The organism is Bacillus methanolicus PB1 (assembly GCF_000262755.1).
Taxonomy (GTDB): Bacteria; Bacillota; Bacilli; order Bacillales; family Cytobacillaceae; genus Bacillus_Z; species Bacillus_Z methanolicus.
On record NZ_AFEU01000003.1, the window covers coordinates 842,625 to 858,655 of the forward strand.

Annotated in this window: 16 protein-coding genes; 3 read left to right on the plus strand and 13 right to left on the minus strand. The window is 36.6% G+C overall.

Annotation, left to right across the window (positions count from 1 at the left end; genetic code table 11):
- Positions 1 to 36 precede the first annotated feature (36 nt).
- A complete protein-coding gene (locus PB1_RS13885; protein ID WP_004437830.1) occupies positions 37 to 282 on the plus strand; it encodes a DUF2626 domain-containing protein in 246 nt (81 codons plus the stop codon).
- Positions 283 to 317: 35 nt separating this feature from the next.
- Here the strand turns inward: PB1_RS13885 and PB1_RS13890 are convergent, their stop codons facing one another.
- On the minus strand, positions 318 to 1,427 hold the full coding sequence (locus tag PB1_RS13890) for a class I SAM-dependent methyltransferase (protein ID WP_004437833.1): 1,110 nt from the start codon (positions 1,425 to 1,427) through the stop codon (positions 318 to 320).
- A gap of 215 nt (positions 1,428 to 1,642) precedes the next feature.
- Entirely contained in the window at positions 1,643 to 2,278 is a 636-nt protein-coding gene (locus PB1_RS13895) for an MBL fold metallo-hydrolase (RefSeq protein ID WP_004437835.1), read from the minus strand.
- Positions 2,279 to 2,553: 275 nt separating this feature from the next.
- Between PB1_RS13895 and PB1_RS17185 the strand changes: the two genes are divergently transcribed.
- A complete protein-coding gene (locus PB1_RS17185; RefSeq protein WP_004437837.1) occupies positions 2,554 to 2,727 on the plus strand; it encodes a DUF2759 domain-containing protein in 174 nt (57 codons plus the stop codon).
- A 57-nt stretch (positions 2,728 to 2,784) separates the two neighbouring features.
- Here the strand turns inward: PB1_RS17185 and PB1_RS13905 are convergent, their stop codons facing one another.
- From PB1_RS13905 to PB1_RS13925, 5 genes are all read right to left on the minus strand, one after another.
- Positions 2,785 to 3,933, minus strand: coding sequence for a YqgU-like beta propeller domain-containing protein (locus PB1_RS13905; protein WP_034645395.1), 1,149 nt, complete (start codon positions 3,931 to 3,933; stop codon positions 2,785 to 2,787).
- A 270-nt stretch (positions 3,934 to 4,203) separates the two neighbouring features.
- The gene (locus tag PB1_RS13910) at positions 4,204 to 5,391 is read right to left on the minus strand and encodes a M14 family metallopeptidase (protein ID WP_004437843.1); all 1,188 of its coding nucleotides are present in this window, start codon (positions 5,389 to 5,391) and stop codon (positions 4,204 to 4,206) included.
- A gap of 232 nt (positions 5,392 to 5,623) precedes the next feature.
- Positions 5,624 to 7,516 (minus strand): LTA synthase family protein, encoded by a 1,893-nt coding sequence (locus PB1_RS13915; protein ID WP_004437845.1) that lies wholly within the window; start codon positions 7,514 to 7,516, stop codon positions 5,624 to 5,626.
- 355 nt (positions 7,517 to 7,871) lie between these two features.
- Positions 7,872 to 8,849 (minus strand): ROK family glucokinase, encoded by a 978-nt coding sequence (locus PB1_RS13920; protein ID WP_004437848.1) that lies wholly within the window; start codon positions 8,847 to 8,849, stop codon positions 7,872 to 7,874.
- Entirely contained in the window at positions 8,842 to 9,072 is a 231-nt protein-coding gene (locus PB1_RS13925; protein WP_004437851.1) for a YqgQ family protein, read from the minus strand. Before PB1_RS13925 ends, PB1_RS13920 begins: the two co-directional genes overlap by 8 nt.
- Positions 9,073 to 9,236: 164 nt before the next feature.
- Between PB1_RS13925 and PB1_RS13930 the strand changes: the two genes are divergently transcribed.
- On the plus strand, positions 9,237 to 10,112 hold the full coding sequence (locus tag PB1_RS13930) for a hypothetical protein (protein WP_004437856.1): 876 nt from the start codon (positions 9,237 to 9,239) through the stop codon (positions 10,110 to 10,112).
- Here PB1_RS13930 and PB1_RS13935 read toward each other — a convergent pair.
- The 6 genes from PB1_RS13935 to PB1_RS13960 all read right to left on the minus strand — a co-directional run bounded on the left by PB1_RS13935 (position 10,078) and on the right by PB1_RS13960 (position 16,031).
- On the minus strand, positions 10,078 to 11,634 hold the full coding sequence (locus tag PB1_RS13935) for a rhomboid family protein (protein WP_004437860.1): 1,557 nt from the start codon (positions 11,632 to 11,634) through the stop codon (positions 10,078 to 10,080). The two genes, PB1_RS13930 and PB1_RS13935, sit on opposite strands and share 35 nt — an antisense overlap.
- Before the next feature lie 198 nt (positions 11,635 to 11,832).
- Positions 11,833 to 12,018, minus strand: coding sequence for a hypothetical protein (locus PB1_RS13940; RefSeq protein WP_034645665.1), 186 nt, complete (start codon positions 12,016 to 12,018; stop codon positions 11,833 to 11,835).
- Between the two features lie 67 nt (positions 12,019 to 12,085).
- Positions 12,086 to 12,667 (minus strand): 5-formyltetrahydrofolate cyclo-ligase, encoded by a 582-nt coding sequence (locus tag PB1_RS13945; RefSeq protein WP_004437865.1) that lies wholly within the window; start codon positions 12,665 to 12,667, stop codon positions 12,086 to 12,088.
- 51 nt (positions 12,668 to 12,718) lie between these two features.
- Positions 12,719 to 12,868 carry a 50S ribosomal protein L33 gene (rpmG, locus tag PB1_RS13950; RefSeq protein ID WP_004435679.1) on the minus strand — a complete coding sequence of 50 codons (150 nt, stop codon included), beginning with the start codon at positions 12,866 to 12,868 and terminating at the stop codon, positions 12,719 to 12,721.
- Between the two features lie 76 nt (positions 12,869 to 12,944).
- Positions 12,945 to 13,538, minus strand: coding sequence for a hypothetical protein (locus PB1_RS13955; RefSeq protein ID WP_004437867.1), 594 nt, complete (start codon positions 13,536 to 13,538; stop codon positions 12,945 to 12,947).
- Between the two features lie 84 nt (positions 13,539 to 13,622).
- On the minus strand, positions 13,623 to 16,031 hold the full coding sequence (locus PB1_RS13960) for a glycosyltransferase (protein WP_155816459.1): 2,409 nt from the start codon (positions 16,029 to 16,031) through the stop codon (positions 13,623 to 13,625).

Here is a 16,031-nt window from a genome sequence, read left to right on the forward strand (position 1 = left end):
TATTGATGGACTTGTTTGGTTAAAGGAGGGATACATATGGACCGTATGTACAGAGTTTTGGGATTTTGGACTGGAATCTTCGCTGTCATGTTCTATTTAGGAGACATGTATACAACGTCCCTGATTTTCTTCGGTCAAACAGGATTTTTCTTATTGTTAAGCTACTTAAAACTGTCCGAGCGTATGTATATGTATATCTTTGGTGCATACCTAACCATTTTCTTTGCAGGGTTCACCTATTGGACGACTTTTATGATGGTACCCGGCGCCGGCGGCCATTAATCAAGAGAATCTGGACAGAAAAAAAGCAATGGAAGTTATCCATTGCTTTTTTTGTTGAATTTAAAAAGCTGATCGGGTAATAAATGAAGATTTTTTTGTTGAATAATGATATGAAAGGATCCGCTCATCCCATCCGGCAAAATCAGACTTCGGATTGCCCGGTTTCGTTTGCTCGTTTCAGAGAATGGGTTCGGATCATAATTTTCTTCAAGCTGCATTAATAATCCAATCGCGACAAGAAATTCATCCTGCCTTTGTTTTATAAGAAATCGTAAACCTAGTTTCTCTCCTTTTTTTATAAAAGCATCAAAGTGAACATGACTTGTAATATCCATTTCTCCCGGATTGTTGAGCACATTATGAAACATCGTATGATTGTAATATCCCCTTAAACTTCCATTCCTTCTGTAAGGCTCCAGCCATTCGTCGGTTGTATACCCGTAATCTGAAGTTACGACTAATCCCTGTGCCATCATATTTGAGATCCCGGCTAACATTCGTTCCATTTCAAGCGGGATTTCGATTCGTTGATTTTCGTTCAGCACAATTTGATTTTTTTTTAGAAAACGAAAGATTTGTTCATTTTTGAGCGGTACCTTTTTTTCCAGTAGTTCATTGTGTTCAACTCCAACCATGATCTCATATAACTTTCCGTCATTTCTTTCGACGACATGTACAGGAAGAGCGTCAAATAACTCATTCGAAAATACCATACCCTTAAAAGGTTTTATTTCCCGAAGGCTGGGTATTTGTTTTACATTTGGAAAATTTCTGAGAAGCTCTCTTTGTTTTTTTAAATGGTACGGGCTTGCTTCTACGATAAAATAATGAAGTGGCAAATGATGCTCCCGTTTCCATTCTTCCAGGAATGCCTTTGCAAATCTGCCGTTCCCGGCACCAATCTCGCATACAGAAGCAGGCAAATCAAATTCTCGAACAAGTTTTCTATACCATTTAGCAATCGCTCTTCCATATATATCGGAAATATTGCTTGTTGTTATGAAATCTCCGTGACGTCCGATTTTTTCGCTCTCTCTCATATAATAACCATGTTCGGGATGATAAAGGGCCTCGGCAATATATTGTGCATATGAAATCATTTTTTCAGGCTTGCTTTGAATCAGCTTCTTAAGATATTGAAACATATTGCCTCCTTTTTAATTTTCACTATTGACATAGTGTTTACTTTATCATATTGTTAGTGTAGTAGCTTAACTATATCCCCTCCCATTATGAGAATAGAACATCCCCCAGAAAAACCCTTCTCCGGTGAGAAGGGTTTTTCTATTTTGATCAGATCAATTAAACAATCATTTCGTATTTTTTTTCTTGAATATACAGGAAATAAAAAAACAGTCGATCAAAACCCATGCAAATATGGATTCGAATCCATTTCACGGCCGATATCAGTATCAGGTCCATGCCCAGGAAGTACAATTGTTTCTTCCGGCAGAGTTAACAATTTATCATGAATACTTTTCAATAATTGTTCATGGTTTCCGCCAGGCAAATCCGTTCTTCCAATGCTGCCATTAAACAAAGCATCGCCTGCAACAACAAAGCCCTCATCTTCAAAATAAAATGAAACACTTCCAGGAGAATGCCCCGGGGTTTCATAAACATGAAAGGAAAAATCTCCTACACTCATCTTTCCTTCACTTGTCAAAATATGATCTGCCGGTTTCATTCTGACCATCTTTCCTAACATAAAAAATTGAGAACCGTTGAGTGCCGGATCAATTAGCCATTTCGCCTCTTTTTCATGAATATAAGCGGGAACCTTAAATTTATCTCTTATGTAATCAAGAGCCCCGATATGGTCAAAATGAGCATGAGTAATCATAATCGCTTGCGGCTTTAAGCCTTTCTCTTTAATAAACTTTATTAATTTTTCGGCTTCTTCTCCAGGATCAAAAATCAAACAATTTTTTTTCTGATTGTAAACAATATAGCAGTTTGTCTGCAAAGGTCCTAGAGAAAGTTGAAACCATTCCATTAGAGCACCTCCAATTGCTGGAATACAATCTCTATTTTACACTATTAATAAGTTAATGAAAAAAAGGAACACGCAAAAATGAAATTTATGATCGAGATCGAAGCTTTGTCAAGTATATGACATAGAAGCTTCATTTTTAGACCTCGACAAATTAGCGAAAAAAAGATAAAATATAATTTGAACTTTACATTTGTGAATACATATAAGTTCCAAAATCGTTATAGCAAACGTTTTACGGCATTTGCTGATAACTATACAGTAAAGGGGGCTTCATAATGGGACTTGTTATTATTTTTGGTTTAGTAACATTGCTTGCCGGTTATGCAACTTATAGCACACTGCGAAACAAAAATTTCCTTGGATTCATTTTTGCTGGGGGTACTTTTGCTGTAATCGGCTGGTTTACAATCATGACTGCAATCCATCACGGTATTCCTGTTGCGCACTAAAAATTAGTTTTGAAAAAGACTGCCTATGCCGGGCAGTTTTTTTTTCTGAATGACATATTAACGGCCATTCTTTAAAATCGAAAAAACAAGACTATTTTTTACATCAATAAATTTTTCAAGTTGATAGCCATATAAGCACAATGTCCCTTCGGGTGAACAACTGACCGGTTCATTTTCCCCGTTTTCCAAAATAATTGTTTCTTTTCCTGTTTCAATGTCAAAATAGATGAATTCAAAACCACCTGTATAAGTATCTGCGCCGCCGCTGGATCGAGGCCTGAAAGTATAAAAGCGCTTATTTTCAGGATGAAATTCAAAGTAAGGAACAAGCCAATCGGAATAACTGGATAACAATGGAACACTAAAACTCGAACTTAATTTCAATTCATTTGAATAAAAATCATATACGCCCATATTATCTGACTCATGTGAGAGCCTGATTGTCATAATATTATCCTTAAAAGCTTTAGCTTGAAAGAGATCTGTCATGATTATTTCGATTTTTCGGTTTCCATATTTCACCTTTTTTAAAGGAGCTAAAAGTGAAGGATGGTCTGCATCCCAGTCCAAATAGATCAACTCGTCTTCTGTCAGCCAGCTTGCAAATGGCTCTGCAAGCTGAAACTCGGATAATTCTTTGTCTTCTATGTTTAAAATGTAAGTATGAAAATCCCACTCCTCCGTAAATGATGACACAAGAAGGAAATTTTCATTATAAGGGTTCCATTCAAAAGCGAGCTCATAAGATTTGATTGTTTCAGAAACTAATTCCTCGCCTTCTTCTGTCAATATTTTAATCATTCCCTCGTATGAAGAAAGGGAAGAATGGATTAAGATTCGTTCACGGGAGGGACTGATATATACTGTTACAATCGGTGAATCACTCTTATATAATAAAGTGCTGCGCCCTGTAGGTAGATGATATTTATAAACATTCGACCCTTGCTGTACAGTTGATATGTAGACGATCGTTTTATTGTCCAGCCAACCGATTGCTTTATCAAATTCACCTTCAGGAATTTCAAGGGGAATGATATCATAGCCTCCTTCAGGTGTTTCTTTAGGCAAATTGTCAGTCTGTTTTATATCGTTTTGCTTTTCTTTATTTGATTCGAATGAACATCCAAAAATCGTAAATATGGAAATGAATACGATAAGCAAAAACACGCTTTTATTTCTTATTGTTTTTTTTTGCAAACTTTTCATTTCCACATCACCTTTTTTTGAACTATCTATCTGTACGTAATGTTCTTTAAAATGTTTCAATTTCATGTGAATAGAAAACAGGGCCAGACCCCTCAAATACAAATATATAGACAAACTATAATGTAAAGATTCTATATATTATCTTTTTAGAGGGAGTCAGACCCTTATTTAAAATTATGTTTTATAAATATGATCTTTTCGATACCAACCGTTAAAGGTGATTTTTGCAACGCTTATTCATTTTATAAAGTTATTTGAAAAAAAACAAGTCTACATATATAAAGCTGCAAGAAAAATACCCAAAACATCCTCATAAATTTCATCGAATTGAGAAAGCGGCAATGGGTTAACACCCTCTCCTAATTCAATTGTAAAACCGGGGCGGCGAAATTCCTGGATAAACCAATCTCTATAACCTGCGTGGCTGTCAATGTAGCAAACCGCTTTATATCCGCTGACCCTTTCGAATTCATCTGCCAATCTTTTCGATTCAGGTGGTTCAAATCCTTCATATCCCCAATAAAATTCTTTCCCTTGTGTATGGAGTGCAAGCATTCTGTCAAATTTAAAGCTTCGGGCCAGGTTTTCCATTGCAATGGCCTCCGGTTCTGTAAGCGGGGCATCACCCGGATAATCTCTTGGTGCAGGAGCTTTCGGGTTTTTTCTCTCTTTTTCAATTTCCCATTTTGCCAAATATTGATTATTAAGGTCTACGCCGCGTATATTTGCCTTCCAGCCGTTAAAATTGGTGCTGCCATTATTCATTTTAATGATACTATCCCTTAATTCTCTCGGAGGCCCGTTTAAAACTAAATTGACTCCATCCGGATTGACCATGGGAATCAGCGTTAATTCAACACTATTATAAAGAGGAAGGGTAGATATCCCTCTAATCGAGGTTGAATTTGTTAAAGAAAGAAGGTAAGTGTTTAAATAGCTCATTAGAATCGAAGTTGTGATCCATTCATTCGCATGGAATGAAGCATTTATTTGAATCTTTTTTTGTCCATTCCCGAGCCTTATTTGTTGGATGGGCAATCCAAGCACGCTTTTTCCTATCGAGTTACTATAAATAAAAGGATAAATTTCTTTTAATTGATTTATATCAGCTTGCAAAGCTTGATAATCATAGTTTCTCTTTCCGTTTACAACAGGGGAGGTTACTCTGACAGGCAAAAGAATGTGCTCTCCCACCTTTAACTGATTAGGATTAACATCTTGATTTAAGAGTAACAAGGCATCGACCGACACGTTGCCGGTTGCGGAAAGCTTCCAAAATGTATCGCCTTTTTTTATCTTATAGGATCTTGCAATAAAACCCGGAATTCTTATTTCCTGCCCAACCTGTAACTTTGCGGGGTCAATATCAGGATTGGAATCTGTTATTAAACTCAGTGGAATTCGAAATAGCTGGCTATAGTACCAAAAAGAATCACCGGAACGCACTCGAACATTCATGTTTCCCCTCCTTCCATCATTAAGAAATCTATGATGATAAAAGAAAAAAATTACTTTCTTCTTTTCTTTTTTCATTCAAAAAATTATTACAATAGAATCAAAAAAAGAGGCTTACTCATAAGGATCTGACTCCCTCCAACAATGTCAATATATAGAACGGACTTATTAATGTTTGTCTATATATTGTATTGGAGAGGTCTGATCTTTCGGATTTGAGTCAGCCTCTTCAACTTTAGCTATTTTTATTTTTGTCTTTATCTTTATTTCGATACTCTGTTTTTTCATAGAACCGCAATAAGTCTCCATAAATAATTTTATCAGAGTATTCGAGCTCGTTTTTTGCTTTTTCCATATACGGTTCACATGCATTCTTATTTGCTGCAGGTTCACCTGTTGCCTTATCATAGCATGTTTCACGCGTATATATATAGTCTTTCGTAATAAAGCTTCCATCTCTTAAAACCGTAAAATCCATTTTATTCTTAGAGAATAAATCTGCACCAAATTGAATGTCTTGTTTTGTATCAATTCCAAGCAAGTGCAGAATTGTCGGTTTTAAGTCGATTTGCCCTGAAACAGTTGAAATCGTTTTGCCTTTATGTCCGGGAATATGAATAATGAGCGGAACCCTTTGCAGCTGTGTGCTGACAAATGGAGTTACCTCCTGTCCCAGGTATTCACTCATCGCTTTATTATGGTTTTCTGAAATGCCATAATGATCTCCATAAAGAATTATAATCGAGTCTTCATAAAGCCCCTCATCTTTTAATTTTTGGATAAAGTGCTTTAAAGCTTCATCTTGGTAACGAACCGTAGTAAAATAATTATTTACCGTCTTATCATTTGAAGTATACGGCTCAATTAACATATCTTCTTTCTCTAACTCAAACGGGAAATGATTCGTTAATGTAATCAATTTTGCATAAAAGGGCTTTGGCATTTCTTTTAGGTGCTGTACGGACTGTTCAAAGAAATCCATGTCCTTTAAGCCCCAGCCAACTGAATTTTCCTCACTGATTTCATAGTCGTTCATATCATAAAAGCGCTTATAGCCAAGCGATTTATACATAATATCCCGGTTCCAGAAACTTTTGTTGTTCGCATGCAAAGATGCAGTAAAATATCCGTGCTCATTCAGAATTTCCGGAGTAGCTTTATATTCATTTCCTGAGTGGGTAAAGAAAACTGCTCCCCGGCTTAATGGATAAAGTGAATTCTCAACGATAAACTCAGAGTCGGATGTTTTCCCCTGGCCTGTTTGGTGATAGAAATTATCAAAGTAATAGCTTTCTTTAATAAAATCATTTAGGAACGGCGTAATTTCCTGGCCATTCACTGTTCGATTAATCACGAAGTTTTGTGTAGATTCCATCGAAACTAAAATGACATTTTTTCCTTTCGCAATACCAAACATATCATCATTCGGCAGCTTATAATTAGCACGAATATAGTTATCGATATCCGCTAATTCACTGCCGTCAGCAAACGCTCGCTGAGCAGAAGATTTTGACTGAAGAAAAGCGTCGTAAATATGATAATTGTAAGTCCCAATATTTTTTATAAGCATTTCACGGTCAAACGTCCGTGTCAAAAGCTGGGGGCGTTCAGTTTCTGCAAGGCCCAGATTAAAGAAAGCAATAGCAATTGCAATTAAAAAGTATGCGCGTCTGTCTACCTTTGAATACTTTCGGGAGCCAACAAATTTTGGTTTGAATTTGACTATTAAAAAGAGAATAAAAAAGTCAGAAAAATACAATAAGTCGCTTAAATTCAGCAATTCATTTACACTGCTTCCAAGATCACTCATATTGCTTGTTTGAAACAAGACCGGAATGGTCAGGAAATCATTAAAAAACCGGTAAAACACAACGTTTGCAAACAAAACAGAAGAAACTAGAAAGCTAGTAATCAAGATATACCGGTTTTGGTTTTTTTCTTTTAAAAATAAACTTATGCCAAAAATGAATAACAGGAAGCTTAACGGATTAATAAATAGTATAAATTCCTGTTTCCAGTTTTCAATTTTTATTTCAAAACTAGTTTTATAGACGATGTACGTTTTAAGCCAAAGAAGAACCGTTGCAATCGCTATCAACGATACCTTTGACCACTTAAATTTACGCATCTTTATTCCCCTCCCTGTTACATGGACAGATGTGGACTTTTTTATGTATATCAATTTTTTGGCAAACAATTATACAATATCTTAATACTTTTTTTACAAAAAATCAATTCACCCTTAAGACTATGAATATAAAATTATAAATTAGCCATATTCGTATACCTAAATAAATAGACGCTTGAAACGAAAAAAAGTTTCATGTCCGTCCATTTTTTATATCCGTCTGAATCCTTTGAAGAATTTTCAGTAAACAAATAAGGGCCAGACCCCTCCGATACAACATATAGACAAACACCAAATAAACATGCTATATATTGTCATTGTCGGAGGAAGTCAGACCCTTATGAGCCAGCTCCCATTACATTTGGTCAATTTTATTCTTAACGAGCCAGGCTGCTCCAATAACACCTGCATCATTTCCAAGAGTTGCAAGCAAAATTTCGGTTGATACGGCCACTCTTGGAAATGCAAACTTTTTAAAATAATCTTTGACTGGCTTTAAAAGTACTTCACCGGCTTTCGAAACACCGCCGCCTAAAACGATCTTTTGAGGATTAAGGGTGTTTGCTGAACTGGCAAGCGCTAAACCGAGGTGATAAGCTACCTCACCGATGATTTCATTGGCAAGCGGATCTTGATTGCGCGCACAATCAAAAACATCCTTTGCTGTAATCGCACCCTTTTGCGCTTTTCTTTCTGCCAACTCCCCTGTATTTTCGTTTTCGGCAAGTTTTTCATTTGCGATACGGACAATGCCTGTTGCCGAGGCAATTGTTTCAAGGCAACCCGTTTTTCCGCAATTGCACGGAACTCCTCCTACTGGTATTGAAGGAATATGTCCTATTTCACCGGCAGCGCCGCTGATGCCCTGGACGATATCTCCGTTGGCGATTACACCTCCGCCAACACCAGTTCCGAGCGTTACACAAACTAAGTCTTTTGCTCCGTTACCGGCCCCTTTCCACATTTCTCCTAGCGCAGCGCAATTAGCATCATTGTCAATTACAGCCGGAAGAGATGTTTGCGCTTCCAATAAATCTTTTAAAGGATAATCATTTTCCCATCCTAGATTTATAGCTTCGTATATGATTCCTGTTGTTAAATTTACAGGACCCGGTGCTCCCATTCCGATTCCAATCAGCTTGCTTTTTGGCTGGCCGAGTTCATCCAGTTTTTGATCAATCGTTTTTGCAATATTGGTAGTAATTTTTTTTCCGCTCTCAGATTTGTCAGTCGGGATTTCCCATTTGTAAAGAATTTCACCATTAATTGAAATAAATGCAAGTTTTGTCGTCGTGCCACCCAGATCTACCCCGGCAATCCACTTTTCAGCCATGTTCCTCACCCTTTTTTCTTTTCAGCTTTTTGTCTTTTTCTCTTTCGATTTCATTTCTTAATAGCAAAAGTGCTGATTGGAACTCTTTTGTCTCAATAAGCTGCGACTGGTAAAGTTCTTTTAATTCGGTTTCCATTAATTCCAAATCAGCCAGCCTGTCCCCGATATAAATCAGCGAGCCGTATTTCATCAACAACTGTTGAATATCGTAGATTGATTTCATTTCAAATACCTCTAAATCTCAAATTAAGACAATTTCCTTCACTAATAAAGTATAATCCAAACAAAAACACGGCTCAAGTAAACATATTGCGGCTGGCCTGTCATATATATTCAATATTAGGGACAAACCATAGCTCCAATTCTGTTATAAAAGAGGGTTTTATAATGAGGAAACATATATTTCTTTTTATCACGATATTTGTTATCACTGTATCAATAATTCTCCTAAATCGTCCACAGCAGGTAAAAGAGAGCATTACCTTTTTTCCGATTGATCCTAAAGTAGTCTTTTTGAATGCTTCTACAAAATTGGATTTGTTGGATGAAAAAAAACAGGATCGGTATTCTGTCGCTTGGAAGATTGAGTCAACACTTGAACGGGAGGCTTATTTACGACAGGATATTGGCTTCTTATTTGCTAACGGTCGATTAAAGGGGAAAATGGGAAAGTGGAAACAAAATACAGCGTATCTTTTCCAAGAACAAATCATTAATGATAATGACAGCAGCCATTTAGAAGCAGTTTCATTTCATCATGCCGAAATCCATTATGATAACGAACAAATCTTTAGCGCCCAAACGATGTCAGCGGACAATTTGTATGTCATTCATTCATCATTGAGTCCGTTACATTCTTTTCGGACTCCGGGAACAAACGAAGAAACGGAATGGAAAACCACAATTGACAAGATTACGAATCAAGATCTGGATTCAAGCTGGACAAACGCAATCGAACATTTTATGATAAAGCGTGATCAATATATCACAATTCCATTGACAAAATTAATCGAATACAATAACCGTCCCTTGCCGGGATTTACGAAACATGAGACAGAGCGAATACTTGGAAACTTATGGGAAGGGTTATATAAAAATTATTTCCTAGGAATTAAAAAAAGAGACGGCACCGTCGTTGAACCGGAAGGCAGCATCGTCCCTCTTATTTTGCTGGCAAAAAATAAATCCCATTTACTCACCGTAACGGAAACTGGTGACGGGGAACCGATTATGCTTCGCCAGCAGATTCCCCGGAGCCGTTAATTTTTCGCAATAAGGCTTTATATTCTTTTTGATCAGGTTTTATCCTGACTGCATTTTCAGCATGATTACGCGCTGCTTCTATATTATTTTCATCAAAATAAATTAACGCAAGATTGAAATGCGCTTCATGAAAATCCGGTTTCATTTCAATGACCTTTTGCAAATGTTCCTTGGCATCATTGACATTTCCCAACTTTATCTCCGTATATGACAAAAGAAAATAAAGATTTTCCGTCGGTCTGTTTACATTTGCATAATTATTTAACAGCTCATAAGCTTTATCATAGTTTTCTGATTCGATGTACTCTTGGGCTAGGACGAGAACAGACTGCTCATCAACATTGTGGGCCGCTCCTTCATATCCATACTTTAATAAACCGGTTGCAGCAAAAAAAGCAAGTACAAGAAATAATCCTTGAAATAATATTTTCTTTTTTCCAGGAAAATGAAGAATTCCGGCAGCTAAAAAACCGCCAATTAGACCCCCGATGTGACCGGCATTATCTATCCCTGGAAGCGTAAACCCTAATGCCAGGTTAATTCCTAGTACAACGAGTATATTCATCCCCATTGTCCGAAAAAATAGACCGGGATGAATGACCCCAAAATAAAGCAATGCTCCAAAACAGCCAAAAATGGCCCCGCTGGCACCTGCAGATAAGCTTGGACTGAAAACAAAGCTGGTAAGCGACCCAGCAAATCCGGCAAACAAATAAATAAGCAAAAACCGGACATTTCCATATAGTCGCTCGACAACTGTCCCCAGGTAGTATAAAGAGAGCGTATTCATCAATAAATGGAGCAGTCCAACATGAAGAAAAATAGGAGTAAAAAAGCGCCACCATTCTCCCTCAATGATTAAAAGATTAAATTTTGCCCCAAATCGAATGAGCGTTGACGTATTCGTGCTTCCTCCGTTTACCGTCAATAACAAAAATACAGCAATTTGCAAAAGCATAAAAATATATGTAAAGAACGGCTTCCCGTTACTGAAAACATCTTTTTCAGCTTTCGAATTTGCTTTAGCTGCAAGCAATGCAGAAGCTTTCACTGCTTCAATTTCGCCTTCCGTATAGTCATCTTTTAAGTCAAAAAATAATGATTCGTGAAAATAATGTTCGAGATTTTGTAGAGAACTTTCGGTATTATTTTTTTCAATTAAAAATGTCGTAACCATTGTTCGATCACTATGCGGACTTGTAAAAGGTTTTTCAATCCGGAATCGGTAATCGTCTACAGGCGGATAAGGGGTTACATACACATTGACAACAGAAAGATGTCTCAGACCAAGCTGTTTTCTAATTCTTTCACCGTTCATTGCAGTTAATTCGATATCTCTCTGCATCCAATTGCTCCAATCAACATCATATCTTAACAATCTTATGGTCTGAGCCTGTTTATTCTCCAGTTTTTCAAGCCAAAGCTCCTTTTGGTCAGCGGATAATTGAATGACCCTATACTGTTTTTTCGAAATGAGACAGTGTGCCAACCTCCAAAAAAGAAAATCCTCTCGAAAACTCAACTTTCCCCCTACTTTCTGCTATTCATCTCTTATGCCTAAGAATTATGTTTTGCAAAATATTCGATCGTTGAAAATTACTTTCATGCATTTTTTCCTTATTAAAAATATTATAAACCAAAGAATACAATAACTTTAATATAAGATTTGAGTATCTTTGAATGTACTTATCATAAAAATAAAAAGACCTGTTCGGCCTTTTTAATACTGTCTGTTACTTGGGAAAACTGATTGAATGATTTTATTCTTTACACCCGGAACATTCATAAATATTTTTATTAAAAGACGGCGAATAAAAGAGTTTCCAAAAAGCAGATTAATCAACCGATACCGGTTTTGATAAACAAGATACACCACAGTTCCTATCATTAATATAGATGTAAGCATTCTTATCACATTTCATCCCTCCGTTCTTATTTTAAGAAAGAAGGGAAGTTTTTATCCTGTAAAGTGATTAGAACCTTTTTCCTCTATTTAACTCAATAACCTTTTTATCGGTAATCAGTTTCATGACAGGAATATCATGTTCTTCAACTTGAAAGCGATCAATCAACTGCTCTTCAAATGCGAGAGAAACCGTTTTTCCGTTGAAATTTGTTAAATAGCGGTCATAATAACCCCCTCCGTGTCCAATCCTATAACAATCGTACGTAAAAGCGACCCCGGGAACAATCATAAGGTCAATTTCATTGGCGCTGACAGCTTCTGTTAGGCCTTCAATCGGTTCATATAAATTGAAAAAACTTGATTCAAGTTCGGAAAAACGTGTTAAGGTACGAAAAACCATCCCTTTACTTTCGGGAATGCATTTTGGAACTGCGATCTTTTTTCCGAGTTCCCATCCTTTTCTGATAATTTGCAGCGTGTCTGCTTCAGGCGGATTAGACACAGTAATGGCAACTGTTTTTGCATCTTTCCAATACGGATCTGAGAATAACGTTTGTGCGATTTGATAAGACTTATCTTCGTATTCAGGTTTTTGTATATTTGCGAGTTTCGCTTTTACTGCTTTTCGGATCATTTGCTTCGTTTCCATTATCATCTCTCCCGAATTTAGCAACAAAAAAGCAGCAGGTATCCCCGCTGCTTATTTTGTTTCACGATGTAAAGTAGTGCGCTTTTCTCTTGGGCAATATTTTTTTAGCTCAAGACGATCAGGATTATTGCGTTTATTTTTTGTAGAAATATAGTTACGATCTCCACATTCAGTGCAAGCTAATGTTATGTTCACACGCATGTTTTACTCCCTCCAACCTGTGAAAACTAGTTCGTTCATACGACTTTTCTATAATACCACTTTTTAAAAGGAATTGCTAGTGTGTTTTTAAAAGTGCATTGTTCAAGTTAATAAGCTTTTTCCTTTCATTGCCGTAAATAACCCATGAACTTGCATATTGTGTCTCATGTCCATGCAAAATCAAGTTGAGAGAAAAAATACTTGCAACCGTTCCTTTCGCTAAAGGCATATAGCGAAGAATGCCTTTTTTCTCGCAGCTCCATATGTTTTCAGCTGGAACAGTCCAAATTGGATGAACGGTAGTTGATTCTATTCCATTTCCGTTTGTTTTGCCGTTAATTAAATACATCTTTTTATTGACATGATGAAAGATGACTTTTTCTGACGGAGAAACAAATGCAAGTTGATCATTCAATATACTTTCATTGCTATACATCATTAACAGCTTTACTTCCTTTACATCTAAAGAATGATTCGTGATCATGATGTCATATAAACAAATTTCAGATTGCAGGTCTGTTCTCTTTATTTCAAACGAAACATCTTTTTCTTGAATGAATCTTCCAAAATCATGCTGAGCCCAATATGTTTTTCCTTCTATCCACAACCCTGGAATCATTCTAAGTTTTAATCTTTCTCTTTTACCCCCTGATATGATTAACCCTTTCATCCTTTTCACCCCTTCTATTTGTAGTTAGAGTTTTTTCTTAAAGAATTCTCAGTTGATCCGGATTTTCTGAAATCACTCTATATCTTATATCTTCGTATTTAACAAAACATCCTCAAACGTTCTTTTCGTTTCTTCAGCAATTCTCATCCAGCTGAATAGACTTTCAACAACTTTCCGGCCGTTTTCACCGATTTCTTTTGCTCTTTTCCTGTCTTCAAGTACAAAATGGAGTTGCTGTAATAAGCTAAACGGATTTCCGGGATCCATAAATAGACCTGTTTTGTACGGCTGAATAATGCCTCTTAATCCGCCGGTTTCGGAAACAATGGTTGGTTTGCCAAAACTCATGGCCTCAAGAGCAACAATGCCAAAAGGTTCATAAAGACTTGGAAAAACAGCTGCTTCACATTGCGTTAAAAGTGCATCCCGCTGTTCATCCTGGATAAAACCAATAAAATACACAAAATTTTCCATCCCATTGTCTCTAACCTTTTGCCGGTATTCTTCTAACAGAGGACCTTTCCCGGCAATTACAAAATAAAGTTCATCACTTCTTGCTTTCATTTTTATTGCAGTTTCAATAATTGTATCAAAACCTTTTTCTCTTACCATTCTTCCAATTGAAAATACCATTTTTCTTTCAGGAAAAACCGGAAGTTCATCCAATAATCCATGCAAATTTAATTGTTCTTCTTGTTTAAATACACCATTAGGAATAATCGCTATCATTTCTTCACTAGTATTAAATACATTCTTCAATTCATCCTTCATATGTTCACTGCAAACAATAATTTGATCGGATGCTTGAAGGAGAAGTTCTTCTTTCTTATGAATAAAGTGCTGCATGTCTGTATAAATTCCATTATTTCTTCCGTGTTCGGTAGCATGCATTGTTGTGATTAACGGAATATTTAAAAAAGTCTTTAAGGAAACTGCAGCAGAACCAACGAGCCAGTCATGGGCATGTATAACATGAAAATCATGAACAGCAGCGAGCTCTCTTGCTCTGTTTGCCATCGCCAAATTAAGCCCTGCCACCCATGCTAAAAAGTCATGATCCTTTTCATTTAATGGGGCTACCCTGTGGATAAAAACCCCATTTCGCTTTTCAAAAGAAGGAAGATCAGCAGTCTGTGCGGTGAGCACATGAATTTCATAACCTAATTTTGCAAGACTTTCCGAAAGTCCGTGAACATGTCTGGAAAGTCCTCCAACAATGTTCGGAGGAAACTCCCATGTCTGCATTAAAATTTTCAAGCCTTGACTTTTTGATTCCATTGATAGATTGCTTTTTGCTTTATTGATCCATCCCTTTAATGAAAGGTTTTCTAAAAATGAATCCGAATTTTCCATTTCATCCAGTTCATCAGCCTGCCTTTTGCCAGTCAATATTTCTTTTAATTTATAAAAGGATAATATTTGCTCTTTCGCCGCCTCTTCTGCTTGCCCGCTATCCGCTGCTGAACCTGATAACAAAAGCCAATGCTTAATCATCTGTTTCAATATTCTTTTTTCAAAAGAATTTTCAATTAACCTTCCCATCTTTTTAATTTCTGTTTCGATCAAAAAGCTTTCTTCCAAAATTATTGATTCTTTCGAAATGAGCGGTGAACTGCTTTCAGTTATTGAAAAAGAAGAACAAATATGAACTGTTTCCGCTGTTTTCCCGAATTCTGTTAGAAATTTGGAAGCTTCCATCGAAACGGATGAGTTGATCGCCATATTTTTTGCGAAATCAATAAAGTCAGCTATTTCATCTGATAATATGTTTTCGGCTGCCACAAACACTTGACTTGATTTATAAATAGAAAAGTCGGAGTCACTTGGTCCGACAGAAATTCCTCCTTGCTTTACCACTTTCTGTATCGGAAAAAATATTAGACCGTGCGGAGAGCGTATCGGTTTCTTTCCATTTCCCGAGGGTGTCGGGTCGGCAAATTTAATCGTATTTTCATTGATAAAACTGTATTGAATTCCCTCATTCATAAGAAAAAGGTCAAGCCCAGGCTCAAATGCTCCTTTTGGAAACCAAAATCCTCGCGGACGGACCGAGAAACAACTTTCCAATATCGATAATCCTTCACGAATATGTGCTTGAATGCCTGCAGAAGTTGCAATAAACGGCAAAATTGCCCCTGTTACAGGCACCGCCAGAAGTTCAATTTTTTCTTGACTGATCATACTGCGCAAGCTTTTGTTAACACTTTGGTCCCATTTCATCCAAATATCAATTAGACCAGGAAACTGATCTGTTTCTTTTTCTAAAAATTGCGTCATTTTATCTTTAAATTTTGCTTGTCCTGCAACTTCATAATAGATAGGGGGAATCGCCAAATATATTTTTGCTTTTTTCAGTCCATTTTCAAGTTTAGATAGTATTTCTATTAATTTTGCTGTAAAAACAAATATGTCTTTTCTTACGATCGAGTTGTTTTTTATGCTTATTATTGGTATATCCGTATACAGAATGGGCAAAAAGAAAGGTTTCATCAT

What these genes read in the sequence shown, in the direction of transcription:
- PB1_RS13885 (WP_004437830.1), top strand. Translation starts at nt 37, where the DNA reads ATGGACCGTATGTACAGAGTTTTGGGATTTTGGACTGGAATCTTCGCT.
- PB1_RS13890 (WP_004437833.1), bottom strand. Translation starts at nt 1,427, where the DNA reads ATGTTTCAATATCTTAAGAAGCTGATTCAAAGCAAGCCTGAAAAAATG.
- PB1_RS13895 (WP_004437835.1), bottom strand. Translation starts at nt 2,278, where the DNA reads ATGGAATGGTTTCAACTTTCTCTAGGACCTTTGCAGACAAACTGCTAT.
- PB1_RS17185 (WP_004437837.1), top strand. Translation starts at nt 2,554, where the DNA reads ATGGGACTTGTTATTATTTTTGGTTTAGTAACATTGCTTGCCGGTTAT.
- PB1_RS13905 (WP_034645395.1), bottom strand. Translation starts at nt 3,933, where the DNA reads ATGAAAAGTTTGCAAAAAAAAACAATAAGAAATAAAAGCGTGTTTTTG.
- PB1_RS13910 (WP_004437843.1), bottom strand. Translation starts at nt 5,391, where the DNA reads ATGAATGTTCGAGTGCGTTCCGGTGATTCTTTTTGGTACTATAGCCAG.
- PB1_RS13915 (WP_004437845.1), bottom strand. Translation starts at nt 7,516, where the DNA reads ATGCGTAAATTTAAGTGGTCAAAGGTATCGTTGATAGCGATTGCAACG.
- PB1_RS13920 (WP_004437848.1), bottom strand. Translation starts at nt 8,849, where the DNA reads ATGGCTGAAAAGTGGATTGCCGGGGTAGATCTGGGTGGCACGACGACA.
- PB1_RS13925 (WP_004437851.1), bottom strand. Translation starts at nt 9,072, where the DNA reads ATGAAATCAATCTACGATATTCAACAGTTGTTGATGAAATACGGCTCG.
- PB1_RS13930 (WP_004437856.1), top strand. Translation starts at nt 9,237, where the DNA reads ATGAGGAAACATATATTTCTTTTTATCACGATATTTGTTATCACTGTA.
- PB1_RS13940 (WP_034645665.1), bottom strand. Translation starts at nt 12,018, where the DNA reads ATGCTTACATCTATATTAATGATAGGAACTGTGGTGTATCTTGTTTAT.
- PB1_RS13945 (WP_004437865.1), bottom strand. Translation starts at nt 12,667, where the DNA reads ATGGAAACGAAGCAAATGATCCGAAAAGCAGTAAAAGCGAAACTCGCA.
- rpmG (WP_004435679.1), bottom strand. Translation starts at nt 12,868, where the DNA reads ATGCGTGTGAACATAACATTAGCTTGCACTGAATGTGGAGATCGTAAC.
- PB1_RS13955 (WP_004437867.1), bottom strand. Translation starts at nt 13,538, where the DNA reads ATGAAAGGGTTAATCATATCAGGGGGTAAAAGAGAAAGATTAAAACTT.
- PB1_RS13960 (WP_155816459.1), bottom strand. Translation starts at nt 16,031, where the DNA reads ATGATGAAACCTTTCTTTTTGCCCATTCTGTATACGGATATACCAATA.